Source organism: Lactonifactor sp. BIOML-A5, assembly GCF_009677585.1.
Taxonomy (GTDB): Bacteria; Bacillota; Clostridia; order Lachnospirales; family Lachnospiraceae; genus Lactonifactor.
This window is the reverse complement of the sequence record NZ_WKYV01000024.1, coordinates 62,018-82,264: the sequence shown is the minus strand read 5'-3', so window position 1 is coordinate 82,264 and position 20,247 is coordinate 62,018. Positions and strand designations below refer to the sequence as shown.

Annotated in this window: 17 protein-coding genes and 1 riboswitch; of the genes, 1 reads left to right on the top strand and 16 read right to left on the bottom strand. The window is 48.1% G+C overall.

Annotated elements, in window-relative coordinates; all coding sequences use genetic code 11:
* Window positions 1-808 precede the first annotated feature (808 nt).
* The 8 genes from GKG41_RS17485 to GKG41_RS17450 all read right to left on the bottom strand — a co-directional run bounded on the left by GKG41_RS17485 (window position 809) and on the right by GKG41_RS17450 (window position 9,809).
* On the bottom strand, window positions 809-4,264 hold the full coding sequence (locus GKG41_RS17485) for a hypothetical protein (protein WP_154261005.1): 3,456 nt from the start codon (window positions 4,262-4,264) through the stop codon (window positions 809-811).
* A gap of 60 nt (window positions 4,265-4,324) precedes the next feature.
* The gene (locus GKG41_RS17480; protein WP_154261003.1) at window positions 4,325-4,873 is read right to left on the bottom strand and encodes a hypothetical protein; all 549 of its coding nucleotides are present in this window, start codon (window positions 4,871-4,873) and stop codon (window positions 4,325-4,327) included.
* A 46-nt stretch (window positions 4,874-4,919) separates the two neighbouring features.
* Window positions 4,920-5,660: a hypothetical protein gene (locus GKG41_RS17475; protein ID WP_154261001.1), complete on the bottom strand. Its 741-nt coding sequence runs from the start codon at window positions 5,658-5,660 to the stop codon at window positions 4,920-4,922.
* Window positions 5,661-5,678: 18 nt separating this feature from the next.
* Complete coding sequence (locus GKG41_RS17470) at window positions 5,679-6,224, bottom strand: hypothetical protein (RefSeq protein ID WP_154260999.1); 546 nt, start codon at window positions 6,222-6,224, stop codon at window positions 5,679-5,681.
* A gap of 33 nt (window positions 6,225-6,257) precedes the next feature.
* Entirely contained in the window at window positions 6,258-7,823 is a 1,566-nt protein-coding gene (locus GKG41_RS17465; protein ID WP_154260997.1) for a carboxypeptidase-like regulatory domain-containing protein, read from the bottom strand.
* Between the two features lie 128 nt (window positions 7,824-7,951).
* Window positions 7,952-8,563, bottom strand: coding sequence for a hypothetical protein (locus GKG41_RS17460; RefSeq protein WP_154260995.1), 612 nt, complete (start codon window positions 8,561-8,563; stop codon window positions 7,952-7,954).
* Between the two features lie 176 nt (window positions 8,564-8,739).
* A complete protein-coding gene (locus tag GKG41_RS17455; protein WP_226903573.1) occupies window positions 8,740-9,378 on the bottom strand; it encodes a signal peptidase I in 639 nt (212 codons plus the stop codon).
* Window positions 9,379-9,476: 98 nt separating this feature from the next.
* Window positions 9,477-9,809, bottom strand: coding sequence for an HU family DNA-binding protein (locus tag GKG41_RS17450; RefSeq protein ID WP_154260992.1), 333 nt, complete (start codon window positions 9,807-9,809; stop codon window positions 9,477-9,479).
* A gap of 100 nt (window positions 9,810-9,909) precedes the next feature.
* Window positions 9,910-10,006, bottom strand: a riboswitch (cyclic di-GMP riboswitch).
* A 316-nt stretch (window positions 10,007-10,322) separates the two neighbouring features.
* Between GKG41_RS17450 and GKG41_RS17445 the strand changes: the two genes are divergently transcribed.
* Complete coding sequence (locus tag GKG41_RS17445; protein WP_154260990.1) at window positions 10,323-11,822, top strand: hypothetical protein; 1,500 nt, start codon at window positions 10,323-10,325, stop codon at window positions 11,820-11,822.
* On the opposite strand, the gene GKG41_RS17440 is transcribed toward GKG41_RS17445, so the two are convergent.
* The 8 genes from GKG41_RS17440 to GKG41_RS17405 form a co-directional block, all read right to left on the bottom strand.
* Entirely contained in the window at window positions 11,819-12,412 is a 594-nt protein-coding gene (locus GKG41_RS17440; RefSeq protein WP_154260988.1) for a recombinase family protein, read from the bottom strand. The genes GKG41_RS17445 and GKG41_RS17440 overlap by 4 nt on opposite strands.
* Window positions 12,413-12,524: 112 nt before the next feature.
* The gene (locus GKG41_RS17435; RefSeq protein ID WP_154260986.1) at window positions 12,525-13,514 is read right to left on the bottom strand and encodes a sugar phosphate isomerase/epimerase; all 990 of its coding nucleotides are present in this window, start codon (window positions 13,512-13,514) and stop codon (window positions 12,525-12,527) included.
* 20 nt (window positions 13,515-13,534) lie between these two features.
* Entirely contained in the window at window positions 13,535-14,572 is a 1,038-nt protein-coding gene (locus GKG41_RS17430; protein WP_154260984.1) for a Gfo/Idh/MocA family oxidoreductase, read from the bottom strand.
* 13 nt (window positions 14,573-14,585) lie between these two features.
* A complete protein-coding gene (locus tag GKG41_RS17425) occupies window positions 14,586-15,422 on the bottom strand; it encodes a sugar phosphate isomerase/epimerase (RefSeq protein WP_154260982.1) in 837 nt (278 codons plus the stop codon).
* Window positions 15,423-15,441: 19 nt separating this feature from the next.
* Entirely contained in the window at window positions 15,442-16,395 is a 954-nt protein-coding gene (locus GKG41_RS17420; protein ID WP_226903575.1) for an ABC transporter permease, read from the bottom strand.
* Entirely contained in the window at window positions 16,376-17,875 is a 1,500-nt protein-coding gene (locus GKG41_RS17415; RefSeq protein WP_154260980.1) for a sugar ABC transporter ATP-binding protein, read from the bottom strand. Before GKG41_RS17415 ends, GKG41_RS17420 begins: the two co-directional genes overlap by 20 nt.
* Before the next feature lie 9 nt (window positions 17,876-17,884).
* The gene (locus GKG41_RS17410) at window positions 17,885-19,054 is read right to left on the bottom strand and encodes a substrate-binding domain-containing protein (protein ID WP_072854278.1); all 1,170 of its coding nucleotides are present in this window, start codon (window positions 19,052-19,054) and stop codon (window positions 17,885-17,887) included.
* Between the two features lie 47 nt (window positions 19,055-19,101).
* Window positions 19,102-20,130, bottom strand: coding sequence for an alcohol dehydrogenase catalytic domain-containing protein (locus GKG41_RS17405; RefSeq protein ID WP_154260978.1), 1,029 nt, complete (start codon window positions 20,128-20,130; stop codon window positions 19,102-19,104).
* Window positions 20,131-20,247: the final 117 nt, after the last annotated feature.

Here is a 20,247-nt window from a genome sequence, read left to right as displayed (position 1 = left end):
CATCAAATTTGTATCCGTATTAGGTGCAATATTCAGATGGAACGTATATGCTCCTCTGGAAAGCCCTCCGTCGGCGGACAGGCTAACTGCAGCTTCTTCATTGTACACAGTAAATTCTGCCCCTGAGGAATCTGCGCTCGTATCGCTTCGCAAGCGCAAACTATAATCATCGTTAGAGAGGCCTTCCGTCTTTCCAAAATCCATGATTACTGTCAGTACTGCATTCTTAGAAATGTTGCCTCCAAGCTTAGTGCTCTCCCACATCTGTGTAAACTGTGACAGGCTGACTTTATTAGAAGATTCATTCCCTGTTATCTGATAGCTGTAAAAACGGCCGGACAAGATTAATGTGATTGTGGTCTCCGCTAACAGCACAGGTGTGCCCGCTTCTCCTCTCCGCAGTTCCAGCCAAAGGTTTGAGACATTCTCATCACCGCTAAGTGTAAATGCCGCAGTAACCGCACTTTTCTGGGAAATTCTGGGTTTTTGGGCAGATATCCCATTGTACTGCCTTCCAGGAGCTGTTTTTACCTCAGACACAATAGAATCTTTCCAGTGGATTTTAAGTGTAACCTGAAACTCACCGCTGTTCATGTCTGTAAGCGTCAGGGTCACAACATCCGATTCGGGTTTAGCAGGAAAGCCCGGCGCATTCTGCAGAGTAAACTCAACAGAAGCCTGGTAACGGCTGTCCGTAGTACCTATGGCAACAGGAGAGGAAGCAAATGTCTTTAAATCATATGCCTCTGTCAACAGACCTGCAGTATTCCATCCCTGTGATTTTACCGGCAGCATAGATACGGCAAAGTTATTCTTTTCCAGCTGACTGTCGCCTGTCACAAAAGAAGAGGAGGAGGCAGAAACCTTTGTAAGCTCCAGATTCCGGCTGACGCCGGACGGAATGATCATCCTGCCGGTATAGCTGCCGCTCTGGGAATAGTTCAACCGTCTGATCTGCAAGAGCCTTCGCTTTTGTAACAATCTCCACATTCATATTCAGCACTGCCCCATCGTTTCGCGTCAGCTCGATCACCACTGTACCCAGCGCCTTGCTGACGGAAATGTCCTGATTTTTATACGTCAGGATAAAGTCCATATGAGGTGCACCCCCATCTGTAGCAGACGCTGTCTGCTGTCCGATTATAGAATTTTTTCCGTCTGCCGCCGCCGTATCCTTGGAGATCACCTTGCCGGAAGCACTGTCCGCATTGGAAAATCCGCTTCCAATTTTCATAAACAGGCCGAAGGCACTGTCACCCTGTATTCTTTGCTTCTCTTGTTCCAGAATAATCTCTTGTGTATTTGAAGAGTGATTCTCTGCTGCCGTCGCCCAGCTGTCGGCTCCTGCTTCTTTTTTCGCCGCATCTGCCAGGACAAGGTTGGTTTCTGTGGGAATCGTGATACTTGTAACCGTATATGTAGAACCTGCCGCTGTCGGTGGGAGTTCTATGGTTCCTTCTGCCACAGAATATCCATCGCTTCCGAATCCGCTGTCTCCTTCTGCCAGAGTTTGTGCTGTCAGCACCATATGGCGGGATGCCGCAGCAGACTCTTTTCCCTGTATCCGCCAGTAACGGTATTGAGTTCCTACATTCGTATACTCCAGTTCCTTCTCCTTATTCTCGGGATCCACAAAGCCTCCGTCCGTATTATACTGTGAATCTGTCTTGGCACGGGCATAGGCATAGGCATCTGCTTTATCATCCGCCAGCAAATAGGTGTAACCGGATACTTCCCCGTACAGCTCTTCCCCTGATACATCCTTCTCGCTGACAGAAGCGATGCGAAAAACCGTACCGGTGTCAAAAATGACTGTGTTGGGACAAGTTTCCAGCTGATTCATTGCCACGCTATTCCCGTCCTTATCCACACTTTTGAAGTTTGCCGTTTCGTTCACTGCTGATTCCAGCACCAGTGTACTGCCGCCCTGGAGCACCAGGCTATTTCCCAGAGTTCCCAGGCTGCTGCTATTCCCATGGTTTCCGATACGGTTCAGCGAATACAAGGCTGTCTGGTTGGGATTCGCCACATCGGACTGCCCGGTCAGCTTTACATGAGAGTTCATCAAAACTGCCCTGTCCGCCCTCTGGATGGCTGACAGAGTTCGGGTAGCTCCCTTCGCAATTCCTGCATCATTGTTAACCGGACTGCCGTAGTTTTTCAGAGTCACCAGACGGATGGATCCTGCGTCACAGGAAGCTCCGCTTCCAAACGCACCTCCCGCAATAGCCATGTCTGAACCGCTGCCAGATGCCCCTGTATTATAGCCTGTTCCGTCAATATAGACATGGGAGGTACCGTTAACTGTTATTGTAGCATAATCAACGGTATCCCCGCCGCCATAATCCCCCCCGGCATAGACAGAGCCTTCCACAGATAAAGCCGATGGGGTCAGAATGGGTTTTTCTTCTGTATGCTTTGCATAGTAATCACACTCATTGGGTGCATCCACACCGATATGAAGATGTGTAGAACCGTTGACTGTTCCCCGGTAGCCGCCCCCGAACACATTGCCGCTCACGGTGCCTCCAGCCAGATTCACAAAAATCAAATCCTTTAAGTCTTCTGCCAGCTCACCTTCCACAGGTTTCGGACCGTCATCGCTCAGCTCGCTGCCCCCGTATAGATTGCCGCGAATCCATCCACCAGTCATATTCACTGTGGAGCCCCCGTATACCAAGCGTTCCCCAGGATTACCCAGGGCACCTCCGTAGAGGGAGCCCTCCACAATGCCACCGCCCAGGTGCACTTCTGTTTTCCCTTCATGTAAACCGTTTTCCCCGCCGCCGTAGACATTTCCTTTAACCGTACCTCCGCTCATATGTACCATACTTTTTCCCTGAACGATACCATTTTCTCCGCCGCCGTAGACATTGTTCTCGATACTGCCGCCCTCTATTCTTACCTCCACAGAAGAATCTGCTTCCACCCGGGCGCAGCTCTCATATCCAGTCTGTTTCAGCCCCTTGCCCCCGCCGTACACATTTCCTTTCACAATGCCGCTGTCTTTAACGGTTATAACAGCACTGCCGCTTAAAAATGCATTCTCTGTTCCATATTCCTGGTCCACATATCCCTCTCCGCTGGCATAAATACTGCCATTTATCACGGCATTGCCTCCAACAGTGATGTTGGCCGTTCCGGTCATACTGCCGAACATCCCCGGGGGAGTCTTTTCCGAGAATTTGATGTTCTCGTTCTCTGCTACACTGTTGTCCCCGCCTTTCCCGGCGGCAAAAATATTATTGATACTGCCGCCTGTCACGGATATGTTAACCTCAGACTTTTGATTATCTTTACTGAGCACATAAGCTGCAGAGCCTGCCCCATAGATATTTCCTATCGAACCACCAGATACATTAATCTTCATGCTGCCGCAATACGTTGGGATACTTACCGCTCTGCCGCTGCCCGCACCTAAAATGGTTGAAACGGTCCCGCCGGAAATAGTAATGGATGTATCCCCCTCATAAGGGGATAATATATTGCTGAATCCCTGATTCCCCCCAATTAAAGTGCCCACGTAGCCGCCTTCAACAGAAATCGCCACATCAGCCCCGGTTACCGCGCCGCTGGCACTCCCTGCAACAACCGTTGACACATTGGCCGTTCCCCCCACCGTAATATCAGCTTTCAGGCCTGATGTATTAATACTGGAGTTATTTCTTACATACCCCACGATTCTTATGGTTGTACCGCTGTAGACAGAAATTTTCCCAACCGAATTCCCTACCATTCCATGCTGCCCTGAACCGTATAAATAGAATCCCAGGGAGTAATCATCAGGCTCTTTTGTGGCATTTACAACATTCTTGCCTATAGTTATGTCATGTCCATTGCCATAGATATGATTAATATTTTTTATTTTAATGTTTTCAAAGCATATTCCCTCATATAAGTATAACTGCAGCTCCGACTTGTCCTGCCCCGCTTCGTACAGACCCTTCAATACGCAGTCGCCTGTGTTTCCTGCAATTGTGACAGGTATGGGATTCTCGCTTAATAAGTCCCTGCTCTGCAATTCATAAGTCCCTATAATAATAATTTTATTATCGTCCACTGTGCTGCCGGCCCCTGCCTCCTGCAGCCCTGCGGCAGCTTTCTCAATGGTTCGATAAGGGGCAGCTTTTGTCCCGGTCCCTGTCTCATCACTTCCGTTGCCCTGATCCACATACACTGTACCCGCTGCCTCTGCGGCATAAACTTCCGGTGCTTCAGAAACCGCGGCTGCCTCCTCAGATGCAGGAAGTTCCGGCTCCGTCATATCATCCGGAAGCGCCTCCACAGATTCGCTCTTTATAGAGTATCCGGCGGCCTGGGCTGACTAAAAAAAGGAAAGATTATACTCCGAAACATCCACAGTTCCGGATTGCCCCTCAGAAAAAATAGTCTCCGGATGCTCTATGGCCTGCTGCATAAAGATATCTGTCCCTGTGAATTCATTATGTATCTCCGTAAATGCAGGCGCATCTATCTGACTGCTGCCGGAAAATGCATAGTCTCCAAAACCGGATATACTTCCCGGAAGCGTCAGTACTCCCTTTAGGTTCCCCAGGCCGTAGCACAGATAAGAACCGATATAGGTAATTCCATCTTCTATCAGCAAAGTGTGTATTTCCTCTGCATATGGCAGAAACGGGGCAGTCTCTGCACTAAAATCTGCAGTGTTTCCCTGCCCGCTGAGGGTCAGTATTCCGTCCTGGAGGACAGCTGACACATTTTCACCTACATCAACCGTCACAGGAGCACTGCCTTCTGCATAAGCCAGGATGGAATTCATATTAAGATAACTCAGTGCCAGACACAGTACCAGCAAAACTGCCAGGACACGGTACCATCTGTGCACTCTAAATTTTTTCTGTTTTCTTTCCATGTCGCTCCTCCTATGAACAGGGCAAAACCACAGCTTCTCTTTTCCGCTATGGTTCTGTTGTTAACACAATCTGATCCCCAAAACTGCCCTTTTGGGTTAAATCTTGTTTGGTATCTGCTTTTAAAAGTACCAGGGAATAAATTCCTTTCCCCTGACTCTTATACATGTAACCGCCGCTTCCCTTTTCCACTCTGTCATTGGTCTCTTCTGGTATAACCTGATCCGGAAGTGTAAGAGGGATCTCTTTTCTGTCATCCGTACAGGTTATGGTAAGTACGGCTGCTGCATTACCCGCAGCATCTTCTACTGTGTACTGATTCCCCAGGGCCAGTTTAAAAACCGCGGAGAGTGACTCTTCATATGGTGCGGCTGTTGCCGTAACTGATAGTTCCTTTGCATCAGGATCAGGAGAAACAGAAACAATAGCTTTCTCTTCTTTCCCCCCTGGCAGACTTCCGCTCCCAGAGACAACTGTACCGCCAGTTACTTCCACACGGTATGTTATTGTCCCGGGCGTTACTCTCCTCGCATCCGCTGCATTAGAAAGTGTAACTGTAATCTCTTTTGTCTGGGGGTCCACATAATAACAAGCGTTCTCTTCTTTTTCTCTCAGAAGATCACTGGTAAAGTAAAAGTTATCTGCCTCAGCGATTCCCTTCCCCTCCTGCCGGGTGATGTAACGTGCCACTGTAATTCCAACGAAAGAGAGCAAAACTGCAGCGGTGAGAATAACCAGGGCCGGAAGCCAGCGGCGTTTGTCCTTATCCTCTATATGTAAAAATCTCATACCTGTGCCTCCTGTCCATTAGTTCGTCTTAGGTTTTACCTGCTTTGCATCTACCGTCAGAGTGATCCGATCAAATTCATCCGCATAGCTGCCGGCCGCCTGGGCTGCCGGCCAGCTTACGGTCAATGTATAAGTGTGCACAGCCGCAGCACCGTGAGGCAGCCTGCCCCCGGTCCACACATAAGATAAGTCTTGAACTGACGGAGGAGATTCCACGCTTGTTCCATTGCTGACGGCTTCCTTTTCTGCCAGTTCATAGGTCAAAGGCAGGTTTCCTGTGGAAGTAACGCTTACTGAATATTCCTGTGCTACTTCGCTCACCGAAGCGTCTTTTTGGTTTGTGACGGAAAACAAAATCTCTCTCTTCTCCCCTGGCACCATTTTCTTCAGTGCGCTGCTCAGGTCAATGGAACTGTTGAGTGCCACATCGGCAGTACTGGCAGCAGCCGCACCGGCAACTTCCGTCCGATAGCGGGCATAAGTGATTCCCAGCACTGCAGTACAAACCAGAATAAAACAGAAAAGATAACAGATTATCCGCTTTTTTGTCAGATACTTCTTCATTTGGCCCCCTTCTTTCTTTTATGATATATTCCCTCAGTCTTTTCCCTCCGCATGAATATTGAGCAGCAGAACATAGGCACTGCCCCGGCTGCCCGCTGCAGTATCTGACTCATCATTGCCGCTCTCAAAGGGCCACTCCCAGTCCAATTGATAGACGGCTTGGGCACCGGCCGCAAGTACTGTCTCCAGAACCGCTCCTTCTCCCGAAGTTCCCAGAGAGACGGAAGTTCCTCCCTTTTGTCCCTGAGGATGCAGAGTGAATTTTAGGGGAAGGTGAGGACTGCCGGAGCTTTCAGCAATATTCAGAGTAACTGTAAGCTTTTCCTTCCTGGTATTTTTCAGGCGGAAGACATAATAGCCGCTGGAGCCTGGTGCTATCTTTTCAATCTCACCTGTCTCATGGTTATAAAAAAGATTGATAGAAGCATTCTGCTCCCACTCTTTAAAACTGCCGTCCTTATCCTGCCTGGAGGTCTGAAGTTTCCCTTGGTCGGGGACTGCAGTTGTACTGTTGTCCTCCCCGCCCGGACTGTTGGTATTGGTATCTGAGGAATCTGACGGTCCGGACTGGGTACCGGCATTCATATCCGAAGAATCAGACGTTCCCGATGGATTGGGCCCTGCGGTCTGTCCGTTTCCGGATGCCGGAGAGGAAGTCCCGGTACTGGGGTTCTGGGGATTCCTCTGGTTCTGGGTGCTGCCCCCAATGGGGGATGCTGTCTCATGATTTATGACTACACCGGTGTTTCCAGGGGTTGTTTTTGACCCATCAGGTGTTGTAATTCTACCTCCCGGCTCAATCACTGTGCCGTCGGGGAGATTTACCGTCCCGTCAGAAGAAACTGTGATATCCCCTGCGGAAGTATCCTGGTTAATCAGTACCGTATCATCTGTCTGTATGATATAGGTAGCATCGTCTTTGGAACCTCCCGGAAACACAATGCTTCCATCCGGCAGATATACGTTTCCCATGGGAGTCACAATCACACCGTCTTTTACAGAGGCGCTCCCTGCAGGCGTAACCACCCTGCCATCCCGTGTAGCATAGGATATATTCTCAGAGTTAATAGTAATATTCTCTCCATCCATCTCAATCATAATCTCCAGCATACGAATATCCAGGGAAAGCTGAATCACATACGATCCGTTATCCCGAAGTTCAATGGATGCCTCCCCCTCATCGCTGTACTGGATTTGTAGTTCCCGTTGCGCCGCCGCTGTGCCATCCGGGTTGAGGACAAAGATGGTATGATTTCCTTCCGTTATATTTGGAAAGAGAAAGCTCCCGTCGGACCCTGATACTGTGGTAATGGGATCGCTGTGAAGTTCCAGTTCCCGCCCGGAAACCGGAGTTCCATCGGAATACAGCACCTGACCGGAAAGATGAAAGACGGTCTGTGAAGAAGGCTCCTCCGGCGTCAGAAGAATGGTATCTATAATCTGTCCCAGGGAAGCCGGTCCTGCATTCTTTCCCAGGATAAAGCCTACCGCGCAGGATGTTATAAGAGCTATAAAAAGCAGCAGAAAAAGAGCCGGCATCCAACGCCGCCTGTTCTGCCCGCTGTCTTTTTTTATCGGTAAGCTGTCCTGTTGTTCCATATTCTTTCCTCCCTATGAGAAAGTTCGTATTTCAGCCCTTGGCAAAGAACACGGCTGTTCCGTGTCCTTTGCCGAGGGCTGAAAAGCCTTCGGTAATACGCCCCGGCACAGAAGGACGAATATATTTGTTAAGGATTCTGAGCGGTTGGTTCAGCCTGTGTACCCGTTGCGGTAATATTCAGGGTCCAGTCTTTATCTGCATAACTGTTATCATTACTGTCTTTGGTATCGCTGTCTCCAAAATCCCACGTCCATTTAACAGTAATCGTTTTCTTCATAGCCGTAGCGCCGTCTGCATAATCAATAGTACCTGTTAATTCATTATTAAGTGTATAAGAGGCTTGGGTACCACTAGAAGCATTATCAGTAGTAAAGGTCAAATCACTAGGAAGTGTTGTTCCATCTGCTGCTGCAATATTTAATTTGTAGTCCACGCCAACCTCACTGCCGCTGCCATCAATTACAATATCAAAACTTCCAGACGTTCCGGGAGCAATCACCCCCTCCTTAATATCATCTGTAACGTAAGCAGTTCTGTTTGCCGTACTTCCCAGATCAATATTCGTCATAGTAGTCTCTTCATTGTTAACTTTGAAACTCCAGGCTGCCACAGCAGCTGTTGCATTGCCGGTAACCTCGGTAACATATTTGGCCATGGTTCCGCCCGTAAGGCAGGTGGTGACAAGTGTCAGGGCCAGTGCCAGGACGCCGAGACGCGATGCTTGAGATTTTCTTTTCATAACGTTATCCTCTCTTTCTGTCTTTGTAAGGGAACCCTGTCAGCTAAAAATCATTTGGCCCAGACACGGCTCCCGTGTGCCTGCGGCACTTTATCCCAGGCACACTTTCGCACCCGGTTCTGTATTGCCCTGTCCCCTGCGCTGTGCCCGCAGGCTTAAGGCCAATGCATACAATATTAGGTTTCTATATCCGGCTTCTCTTTCTCTGTCTCTTTCCCAGCCCTCAGTGCGTTCAGCTCCGCCTCCAGTTCCTTGGTACGGGCATTCTCAGCCTGATCCAGCCGCCGCCGGTGCCAGATATCCCAGAGGAAGAAAAGCAGCAGCGGGCAGATAATAAAAAGAATCATGCCAGTGGTTGACTGCATAAAAAGGATGAAATTGCCCAGTCCCCCGATGCGTCCGCCTTTCCAAATCCCCTGAATCTGCCCGGCGCTGACCGGCAGCTGATCCTCAGAATTATTGGCATCTCCGCGGGTTACAAACTGAAGCTTTCCGTCTTCCCCTGTGGTTATCCCGGCAATCCTGTGCGTAATTGCCTTTCCTGAGGAAAGATAACAAATTACGTCATCTTTCTGTAAGTCACTTGGGTCTGTCTCCCGTATAAAGATCAAATCTCCCGCCTGTATGGCAGGCTCCATAGAGCCGGAGAGCACCACAGCAGGCTTTACACCGAATACACCAGGAATTTCGTCCGGATTACTATAACTGCTGATAATTAAAATCAGGTTAACAATAATAACAGGAATAAATATCACACACATTAAAATACCGATCACACCGGACAATGACGGTAAACTTTTCTTTTCGTTTTTCACAGAGATCCCTCTTTTCCATTTTATTAGCCCATACTAGATTCAGGTTACCCTTTCAAGCACATCCGCGCCATCCCACGAGGAGACGCCGGATAGGCCGGCTATCCCTTTTCAATTCCTTTGGGGAGCGTGTCCGCGTCCCCGGACATACGATGGGAAGCCCCCAGGCAAAGGGCTCTCTCCAGCTTTTTTCCCGGTTTGAACTGCACAAAGCAATGCATCTTTTTAGGATTCCGGGGTGAATTGGGGTTTCTCGCCGGATTGTCATTCACTTTTGGAATGAAACGGCCCCATTCCGGCAGGCATTCCATAGTCTCCCCCTGTCCCAGAATCTCAGTAAAGACTTCCACAAACGCCGTGTAAAACTGCTCCGTCTCGGCCAGGCTGTACCCTGACCGCTCTGCAACTCTAAGAAGTATACATTCTTTTTCCATCTGGATAGCTTCCTTTCCTGCTTTTTTATAGGAGATAAAGTGCGTTAATCCGAAAATCGGTAAAAAAAAGAGCCTGCTCTGCAAAGCTGCTCTTATGAATTCAAACAACTGGCTGGCTTTCTTTCGCTCATAAGCGAAAAAGAGAAACCCCTATAGCTTTGCGACACTGCCTTTCGACAGCTGTGCCAAATATGTACTTGTAATTTATGGTACACCTTTAGTGGCATAAGAAGAATACTTGAAATAAGCAAAAAACCGCCCACAAGGACGGTCTAAATGTGTCAATCATCTTGACATTATATTGATATAAAAAGTGTACCTTTTGTTTCAAAGATAAAGATATAGAATAACCCAAACGACACACTCTGTATCTGTGACCTTAGAATACTTCTTTTTCCATAAAAGAACAAGTCTTCCCCGCGTTTTGGCAATGCCATTTTTATGTCATTATCTGTGACAGTTGTATTGTAAATATCCTCATCTTTTTGTATACTAAAGAAAAGGAGAGATTCTATGCAATTTTATGAAAAACTAATTTTTTTATTTAATTTAACACAGGTTACAAACCGTATGCTTGCAACAGAGCTCAAAGTGGATCCCTCCCTCATCAGCAGACTCCGCACAGGAACCAGGGGAATTCCCAGAAACAAAGAACAGATAAAGGCCATGTCTTCTTTTTTTGCAAAACGCTGCACCACACAGTATCAAAGGCAGGCTCTCTCTGGAATGTTGGGTATCAGACAGGCTCTAACAATGAAAAAAGATTTACTCACAGAAGTTCTATACTATTGGTTATGCGGTGAAACAGATGAGGTGGGACGTTTTATAAGAACCTTTGAAACTCTGTCCATTGAGGATGGAGATGCCCCGCCCCTGGCAGAGACTGCAACCGCAAGGGCGGAAAACAGGGCCTTTTATGGAAATGACGGAAAACGCGCCGCCGCACGTGCCGTATATCAGCATCTGCTCACACTGAAAAAGTCTTATACTATTTATCTCTTTTCAGATGAAGATGACAGCTGGATTTCTGAAGACTTTGAATTTTCCGGCAGTCTGCAGAAATGGGGCCTAACCCTCTGTCACCGGGGATTCCGGTTTTGTCATATAGCGCCGCCCACCTCTCAGGTTAATATGGCCTTTGATTCTCTTCTCCGCTGGCTGCCCATTTACTTAACAAGAAGAGTAACTACCTATGTTTATCCCCGGATTCGAGACAGTGTCCACCGCTGCACGCTTCTCGTAGTACCCGGAGAGATTGCTATGACCTCTGCATCCATAGCCCATCAGCAGTCCGGGGGCGCTACTATAATAACCACGGACAATAGACTGACCCATACATACGCATCTCAATTCCAGGATTACCTGTCCCTCTGCCGTCCTATGCAGAACATTTATACTACCTCAGAGAAGCTGATGCAGTGCTTTGCCCGCTTCCTGTCCCTGAACGGCGCCCGTATCCAGAAGGTAATCTCCCTGTCGGCAGAGACAGCACCGCCGGAAATAATGACATACTGCATTGACCATATCGAGCAGCCGAAACTGAAAAGATTAGAATCAATGTACCTTGAGGAGTTCCATCTAATTGAAGAAAGTTGGAAAAAGCATGACTTTATAGATATTGCCTGTCTTGCCAGCGCGGAAGATGTCCGAAGCGGAAAAGTCCCAATTATTCTGTCCTATGGCGAAGGTCCCCCTCTTTACTACACGCCGGAAATTTACGTCATGCATCTTAAGAACATTCTCCGCATTTTAGAAAATTTTGAGAATTACCACTTTATACCCATAGATCCAAGAGTTGATAAAGAGGGCACTCTTATAGTGAAAGATGGACAGCTGGCCCTCTTGGTCCGAACCGCACAGCCTTTGACCGTTTTTGAAATCTTCCAGCCGGAGATAGTAAATCTCTGTCAGGAGCATTTGCTTAAAATTGCAGATCGTGCCGGCTATACAGGGGTATTCAGGGCAAAGGTTAAGTCCCAAATTAAGGAGAGAATCCGGGAACTTCTGACTTAACGCTGTCTGACCCAGCGAAGGAATGTAGTGGATGAGATTCCCAGCTGCCCGGCCGCCTGCCGGGAGCTGATTCCTCCTGCCTGATACAGCTTTTTTGCAGAAGAAAAGCCGGCCGGTGTTTTCATCGGCGGCCGGCCCATATGTACGCCCCGGGCTTTTGCGGCGGCAATCCCTTCTGCCTGCCGCTGCCGGATATTTTCTCTTTCTGTCTGGGCCACGTAGCTTAAAAGCTGCAGCACAATGTCAGCAATCAGAACTCCTGTGAAATCCCGCCCCTGCCTGGTATCTAAAAGAGGCATATCCAGAACCACAATGGCAGCGTGCTTCACCTTTGTAATGGTGCGCCACTGTTCTAAGATCTCATCATAATTTCTTCCCAGACGATCGATGCTTTTAATTACCAGAACATCTCCCGCTTTTAGCCTTCTCATTAACCGCTTATAGTCCGGCCGTTCAAAATCCTTTCCCGACTGCTTGTCCATGTAAATAGCAGAATCCGGCACCCCAAATTCTCTCATGGCAATCATCTGGCGTTCCTCATTCTGTTCCTTTGTGGATACACGGACATACCCATAGGTTTTGCTCTGCATATCTTATCCTCCTGCAATTAAATATTTTTCATTTAATTGTAAAGGATAAAGCATTCCCCGGCTGATGGTAAATTTTTCCATTCAGCCGGGGAACATAGTCTGAGTCCCTTTTCTATTCCTGTTTCAGCGCCGCGTCAAATGCAATATCAGAGGTTGAAAAATTCATCTTTTGTATATATTGAAATGACTCCCTGGCGCCCTTTTCTCTTTCCATGCCGGAGTCCTCCCATTCTACAGAAAGGGGGCCCTCATATCCCATCTGATTTAATTCCCTGACGATCCCGTCGAAATCCACATTCCCATGTCCCACAGACACAAAGTTCCATCCTCTTCTGGTATCTCCGAATTCAAGATGAGATCCCAGAATGCCTGCTCTGTCGTTCCTGTTTATCTTCACATCTTTTATGTGGACATGATAGATTCTCTCTCTGAAGTCTCTGAGAAATGTAAGTTCATTCACTCCCTGCCATACCAGATGACTGGGATCATAATTAATCCCCAATGCCGGACGATACCGAAATCTTTTCAGCAGCTCTTCTGTGGTATAGTAATCAAAGGCAATCTCCGTGGGATGTACTTCTAAGGCAAACTTAACCCCATACTGGTCAAACACGTCAAAGATAGGATTCCACAGCTCACACAGCTCCTCATATCCCTGTTCTATCATTGTTCTGGTAGTCTGGGGATAAGAATACCACCAGGCCCATAAGGGAGATCCTGTAAATCCTGTGATAACCTTAACCCCCATTTTGGAAGCCGCAATCACCGTCCGCTTCATTTCCTCTGCTGCCCATTCCCGAATCTTCTCCGGCTGACCGGAGAGCTCTCCCGGCGCAAAATTATCCAGCCTGGGATCCCATCTGTCCCCCACGCATTGCCCCGTCAAATGGGCAGAAACAGCATAACAGTTCAAGTGATATTTCTCCAGGGTTTCTTTCACCCGGGGAATATAGTCCTCCGTCTCCAGTGCCTCAGTCACATTAAAATGCGCGTGAGAAGCCAGTTCCAGGCCTTCGTATCCAATCTCAGAGGCCATACGGCACAAGGATTCCAAGTCCATATCCCCAAATTGCCCGGATGCTAATGTTATTGGTCTTTTCATTTACCTTAATACCTCCTAACCTAATGGGGTGCTGTTTTGACCGCCTTTCCGGTTTCTGCGGATTCTAACGCTGCAAATACCGCCCTCATAGCCCACAGGGCTTCCTCACCGGATATCTCCGGCTCTCTCCCCTCGGTCAGACAGCTTATCCATGCGTCAATAATTCCGGATTTTGTCTGCGACGTGTTGGTCTGTATCTGATCTGCCTGGTAATACACCCGGCTTCCATCTTTCTTTTCAATTATGATGGAGTATTTCGGGTCTTCATATATGTGCATGACACCCTCTGTCCCGTACAAAACTGTCCAATTCTCTTCCGCCCCATAATTTGTCCAGCTGGCGGTCATGGTTCCCACGATTCCATTGTCCATTTTATAGATACAGACAGAGTTGTCATCCACCCCGATTTTCTTTCCGGATGCGTCTTGTTTATCCAAGGTTGCAGTTACAGCCATAACTTCTTCTATTCTGCGTCCCGTCAAATACTGAATCAAATCGGTTTTATGAATTCCTAAATCTGCCATTGCACCGAAGGCAGCCATCTTTTTGTCAAAAAACCATATGCTTTTGCTGTCAATGGCCCAAGTTTCCGGTCCGCTGTGGCCGAAGGCAGTGCGGAAAGTTAATATGCTGCCGATTTCTCCCTTTCCAAGCAGCTCCTTTGCCTTTGCATGGGCCTTTGTCAGCCGCTGATTGTGTCCTACCATAAGATATTTTCCGGTTTCTTTTGCCGTCTCTACCATTCGCTCGCACTCTTCTAAGGTAATTGCCATAGGCTTTTCACAGAGTACATGCTTGCCTGCCCTCAGCGCTGCAACTGTAATCTCACAGTGAGCCGCATTTGCGGCGCATACACTCACCGCATCTATATCAGGGTCCGCCAGAAGCTCACTGTAAGAGTCATAAGCCCTTGCACCATATCTGGCCGCCACTTCCTCAGCTCTTTCCCGGCATAAGTCGAAGACTGCTGCAATCTCGGCATCTTTATTCTCAGCATATTCAGGAAGATGACGCACCTGCGCAATCTTGCCGCATCCAATCACTCCAACCTTAATCATAATTTTCCTCCCGCTACAGCGATTCTTCTATTTTTTTCAAATATTCCAGAGACTGCCGGGCCACCACATCGGGATGACAATCTCTGGTAGGAAATCCATTTTCCATAGTCACATAACCGTCATAGTGAATTTCCTTTAAGGCGCGCATAATATCCACAAAATCACAGCCCCCGGTTCCCGGTGCTTTTCTGTCATTATCCGCCATATGGATATGTTTCAGGTTCTCCCCCATAAGATACACATAATCAGAAGGCACTTCATTTCTATACAGTGCATGGGTGGTATCGAACATCAGCTTCACATTCTCTTTCCCTACATCCTCCATCATATTTATGGCATCCTCGCAGGACTCTACCAGATTGCTGTCAGCCGCCGTAGGTTCCAGCATCAGGACAACACCGCTCTTAGCTGCATAGTCCGCCACTTTTGAGATTCCCTCCACAGCCCACTTCCAGGCATCCCTGGACTTTGTGCCGTAGATATACCATCCGCAGACACATAAAAGTCTTTTGCAGTCACCAATCTCCAGGCCGAGATCAACACAGTCTTTCCAATACTGAACCGTCCATGCCCTCTCTTCTTCGCAGGCAGAAGCAATATTTCCCCCGGGGCCGCCCCCCGGCGCAGGAAGTACAGAGGCCACAGAAATCTGATTATCCTCAAGAATTCTGCGCATGTTCCTTCTTTTTTCTTTATCTATATAGTAGGGCCAGGCCTGAGGCTGTGCACATCCGATCTCCACGCCGTCATACCCAATCCTCGCCAGCCGTTCTATTGTCTCCTCAAAAGAGTAAGAAGGCACCCAGCAGGGAAAATGACTGTACGCCCATGTGTTAAATGCATATTTCATATCGATTAAACTCCTTTCTCTATGTACGTTCTTTTGTATTGAAGGTGCTAAGAGCTACTGCCAGCAGAATAATAATCCCCCGGACAATCTGCTGCTGGCTGGTATCCAGCCCGCCGATGATTAGCCCGTTGTTGATGACTCCAAGCAGCAGAGAGCCTACCACCGCACCGATAATATTACCGCTTCCTCCGGCCATGGAAGTACCTCCCAGCACCACCGCGGCAATCACGTTCATTTCGTCTCCTTCTCCGTATGTATACCGGGCAGTCTGCATTCTGGCAGAGTATATAATCCCGGCAAAAGCGGAGGCAAATCCCATGACGGCAAATACCATAATTTTAATTCTTGTAATGTTGATACCTGAATAAAAGGCTGACGTCTGGTTTCCGCCTATGGCCAGAACCTTTTTTCCATAGGGAAGGTATCTGAGCGCAATATGTCCGATGAGAAGCGCAATCAGCGTCCAGAGAAGCACAATCGGAACCCCGGCAATGGTTCCCATACCGAATACATTGTTAAAGGTGGTATTGCGGATGGTAATGGCTTTTGTAGCCGTCATCCACATAGCAGATCCCCTGATAATACTCATCATGCCCAGCGTTGCCAGAAAGGCCGGAATCTTCAGATAAGTCACAAGCAGTCCGTTGATCATACCCACCAGCGTTCCCACTAAAAGGGCACAGAACAGGGCCAGGGCGATACTGTTTGTCTTCTCCAGCAGCCATGCGGATATTAACGCAGACAGGGCAACTACTGCGCCTATGGATAAATCAATCTGCCCGCTGGCTATGATAAACGTCATAGCCACGGCCATTACAGACACCATAGCTGTCTGTCTGGTAATATTCAGCAGGTTAGACCTGGAAAAAAAGCTTGGTCCTAACCATACGGCGAAAAAAATCAGCACCACAATAAATATGATGTATACCATATATTGGTATAAGTCTATTTTCTTAATTGTTTTGGATCGCACGCTGCAATACCTCCTCTGTATCTATTTCTCTGTGAGTAAGCTCTCCGGTTTTTACGCCGTCATGCAGTACGACAACCCGGTCGCAGACCGCCATCATCTCCGACAGTTCTGATGAGACAAAGATAACGCTGTTTCCCTCCCTGATAAATTGCCGTATAATTTCAATAATCTCACTCTTCGCATGGATATCAACTCCGGCCGTGGGCTCGTCCAGCATCAGCAGCTTTGGACGCGTATTCAGCCATTTGGCAATTACCACCTTTTGCTGATTCCCCCCTGACAGATGAAACAGTCTGGTGGTCACACTGTCTGCTTTTATTTTCAGATCCTGAATGGCCTTTTCACTAACTGCATTCATTTTGTCTGTCCGTATCAGTCCGGAACTCTTTACACCGTTAAAATCTGTAACTATCATATTTTCCCTGAGAGAGTGCATCAGCACCAGGCCTTCCCGGCGCCTGTCCTCAGGCACCAGGGCTACCCGGCCGTTGACCGCCTGCCTTATATTTTTAAAGTTCACTTCTCTGCCATCCAGGAAAATTCTGCCTCCGGTTCTCTTGCGGATACCGAAGATACATTCCATCACCTCAGTTCTTCCGCTTCCCATCAGACCGGCCAGTCCGACTACTTCTCCCGCCTTTACCTGAAAGGAAACTTCCTTTACAGATTTGCCCACGGAAAGATTTTCCACCTGCAGCATCACTTTTTCTCCCACGGGAGTTTCCCGTTCCTTCCATACCATGGCCTGCTCATTTTTCTTACCGCCAAGCATGCATTCAATCAGAGACTCAAGTGTATACTCTGAGACAGGCTTGCTGGCAACCATCTTTCCTCCGCAGAGAACGGAAATGCAGTCTGCAATCCGGAAAATCTCATTCATACGGTGGGATATGTAAATAATGGAAATCCCTTTTTTCTTAAGCCCGTCAATGATTTGAAATAAAATTTCTGTCTCCTTGTCGGAAAGTGAGGCCGTGGGCTCATCCATAACCAGGACTGACGTATTGCTGGACAATGCCTTTGCAATCTCAATGAGCTGGCAGCAGCCCACACTGAGGTTCTGAATCTTTTCTTCCACGTCAATGTCAATGCCCAGGCTAAGGAGCAGCTTGCGGGCTTTTTCATTCATAGCCTTTACATCCAGAAATCTGCCCTTTTTTATCTCTTTGTTTAAAAAGATATTCTCGCTGACGGATAATGTCGGAATAAGACTCAGCTCCTGGAAAATCAGACTGATCCCCTGCTTTTTCGCATCATTATAGTTCCGGATCACCGTCTCACTGCCGTTCACTCTGCAGACTCCGGCATCTTTTACATATACGCCCGTCAAAATCTTCATAAGGGTAGACTTACCGGCACCGTTCCCCCCTACCAGGGCATGAATGCTGCCTCTTTCCAGCCGGAAATCCACATCCTGAAGTACAGGGACTCCCCCAAAAGCTTTCCGTATCCCTTCCAGTTCCAATACATAATCAGCCATAGCGCACCTCTATTTTGTAAGGTCCTGCAGCCAGTCAGGAGCCTCAATCCCGTAGCTTGTCTTATAGGCATCCAAAAGATTACTTTTTACTACCGGTAATGCAGGAGGTGTCACAAAGGTAGAGGGCATCTCTTTTCCCAGCAGTGCATAAGCGGCCACAAGAGCTTCTGCCTGGCCCTGTTCTGGAGAACGGGGAGCGCCTGATCCGCGGATCATTCCGTCCGTAGCAATGCTCTTCGCTGCGGTGTCACCCAGATCGCAGCATGTGATAATCAGGTCGTCTCTTCCCACAGACTGGGCGGAGGCAATGGCGCCCTCGGCCGGTATATCCCAGGATGCGTAAATACCGTCAATGTCCGGATATTTTGCAAGAATAGCATCTGCAACTGTACCGGTATCGTTAGGGTCGGTAAACCCGGATTCCATAACAATTTCAATATCTGGATAAGAGTTCTCTATCGTCTCCCGGAATCCCCGGTCACGTTCATTGGTCACCGGATATACCAAATCGTAGAACATCATGCCTACCTGGCCTTTATACCCAATTTCTTTAGCCAGTATGTCTGCACAGGCCTTTCCGTTGCCGTAGCTGTCTGAGCTGGCGCAGCCTGCATAATCCGTGCCTGCCTTATAGCCTGTAGCTACATTTTCCATGAACACTAATTTTGTATCTGTTCCCTTTACATTGGCGTCTAAGGCAGATGCGCACGCGTCCGCATCATAGGGCATAACAAAAAGAACATCTGGCTTTAGGGCCATAGTACTTTCGATCTGGGAGGTCTGCGTTGCTGCATCAAAGTTCGCGTCTGTTACAGAAACCGTCTCAATCCCCCAGTCTTCCAGCATTTTCTTAGCGTTAGCCAGCTTCGTCTGGTTGCAGGTATCGCTCTGTGTATGGTAGCAGAAAGCCGCCTTATATTTCCCGTCCTTCAGTTTCTGAATATCCTCGTCTGTAAGGGTAAATGCAGAGGGTGCCGCCGCCTGGATTCCCTCGGTGCTCACACTCAGCGCTTCGGTAGGATTCAGGTCCAGCTCCGGGTAGGTTTTATCCGACGTTTCCTCCTTTGCTGTCTTTTCACTCCCGGACGTTTCAGAGGACGTTTCATTTCCCCCGCACCCTGCCAGCAGACTGGCTGCCACTACTGTGCTTAAAAGTACACTTGCCAATTTTCTCTTCATAAAATACCTCCTGTGTTTTCGTTCCTGTTTCGTTACTACTGTTTTATCTATTCCCACACAAAGACAACCTTCTGGGTTTTTCCCGAGTCAAACAACGGGAAAGCCTTTTCTGCCTCTGCGATAGAAAACGTGTGACTGGATATCTTCTTCATATCAATCTTATGATTCACAATGAAATTCGATATCTCCTCCCAGTCTCCCCGGTTAAAATACCAGCACCCTTTCAGTTCAGCCAGCGTCCGGACAAACTGATTGCTCGGGTCAATGACTGCCTGGTTGGATTCTGCGATGAGCGCCACCTGGCCTTTGGTCCTTATGGAATTCAGGGCAGAATTCAGCGGAATATTTCCTCCTGCAGTCACGATAGCAGCATCTGCTCCCAGGCCTTCTGTCAGTTCTCTGACTCTCGCCGGGCCATCTGTGTTACAGGGATTTATTATGTAATCTGCTCCCAGCTCCAGAGCTGTCTGCAGCCGTTCTTCGTCTGTATCCACAGCAATCACTCTTGCGCCGAATCCTTTTGCCATAAGGATTCCTCCGCTTCCCATAGGGCCGCATCCGATGATCACTACCGTTTTTGTCCCGTTTAGCTCAATCTTTTTGCACGCTGTGTACAGCGTACCGCCCACATCCGTAGCCAGAGCCCCTGTAATAAAATCCATTCCTTCCGGAAGCAGCAGACAATTCTCTTCCGGAATTGTCATATAATCTGCATGTGCACCGTTAACGGCAAATCCAATACACCGAAACTCGGGACACAGCATGATATCCCCGCGCAGGCAGTCCGGACAAGTCCCGCATCCCAGTCCTAGGTAAATGGCCACCCGATCGCCTTTTTTTACTTTTGTTACGCCCTCTCCCAGCTCCTCCACAATCCCGCAGGGTTCGTGTCCCGGAGTAATATTCGCTTCTTTGTCATCCTCATCAAACAAAGCCACCCCATGATATCTGTGCAAATCGCTTCTGCACAGGGCTGACGCCTTCATCCGAATCAATACCTCTCCCTTTTTCGGTACGGGAATGGGCTCCTCCACAACTTTTATGGTTTCTTTACACGGTAATTTTGCAGCTAACATGAAATCCTTCCTTCCACATTTTAGTTAAATACATAATAGTTTCTTTTTTTCTTTGATTGCACAATCATTTTTACCAATTTTTTATTTATTTTTTCTTAAATACAGGTAAATTATAGC

Excerpts from the sequence above, each read along its gene's own strand:
- GKG41_RS17415 (WP_154260980.1), bottom strand. The coding sequence starts at position 17,875 with ATGGCTGATTATGTATTGGAACTGGAAGGGATACGGAAAGCTTTTGGG.
- GKG41_RS17480 (WP_154261003.1), bottom strand. The coding sequence starts at position 4,873 with ATGGAAAGAAAACAGAAAAAATTTAGAGTGCACAGATGGTACCGTGTC.
- GKG41_RS17440 (WP_154260988.1), bottom strand. The coding sequence starts at position 12,412 with ATGCAGAGCAAAACCTATGGGTATGTCCGTGTATCCACAAAGGAACAG.
- GKG41_RS17470 (WP_154260999.1), bottom strand. The coding sequence starts at position 6,224 with ATGAAGAAGTATCTGACAAAAAAGCGGATAATCTGTTATCTTTTCTGT.
- GKG41_RS17445 (WP_154260990.1), top strand. The coding sequence starts at position 10,323 with ATGCAATTTTATGAAAAACTAATTTTTTTATTTAATTTAACACAGGTT.
- GKG41_RS17460 (WP_154260995.1), bottom strand. The coding sequence starts at position 8,563 with ATGAAAAGAAAATCTCAAGCATCGCGTCTCGGCGTCCTGGCACTGGCC.
- GKG41_RS17425 (WP_154260982.1), bottom strand. The coding sequence starts at position 15,422 with ATGAAATATGCATTTAACACATGGGCGTACAGTCATTTTCCCTGCTGG.
- GKG41_RS17485 (WP_154261005.1), bottom strand. The coding sequence starts at position 4,264 with ATGACGGAGCCGGAACTTCCTGCATCTGAGGAGGCAGCCGCGGTTTCT.
- GKG41_RS17435 (WP_154260986.1), bottom strand. The coding sequence starts at position 13,514 with ATGAAAAGACCAATAACATTAGCATCCGGGCAATTTGGGGATATGGAC.
- GKG41_RS17405 (WP_154260978.1), bottom strand. The coding sequence starts at position 20,130 with ATGTTAGCTGCAAAATTACCGTGTAAAGAAACCATAAAAGTTGTGGAG.
- GKG41_RS17450 (WP_154260992.1), bottom strand. The coding sequence starts at position 9,809 with ATGGAAAAAGAATGTATACTTCTTAGAGTTGCAGAGCGGTCAGGGTAC.
- GKG41_RS17410 (WP_072854278.1), bottom strand. The coding sequence starts at position 19,054 with ATGAAGAGAAAATTGGCAAGTGTACTTTTAAGCACAGTAGTGGCAGCC.
- GKG41_RS17430 (WP_154260984.1), bottom strand. The coding sequence starts at position 14,572 with ATGATTAAGGTTGGAGTGATTGGATGCGGCAAGATTGCGCAGGTGCGT.
- GKG41_RS17475 (WP_154261001.1), bottom strand. The coding sequence starts at position 5,660 with ATGAGATTTTTACATATAGAGGATAAGGACAAACGCCGCTGGCTTCCG.
- GKG41_RS17465 (WP_154260997.1), bottom strand. The coding sequence starts at position 7,823 with ATGGAACAACAGGACAGCTTACCGATAAAAAAAGACAGCGGGCAGAAC.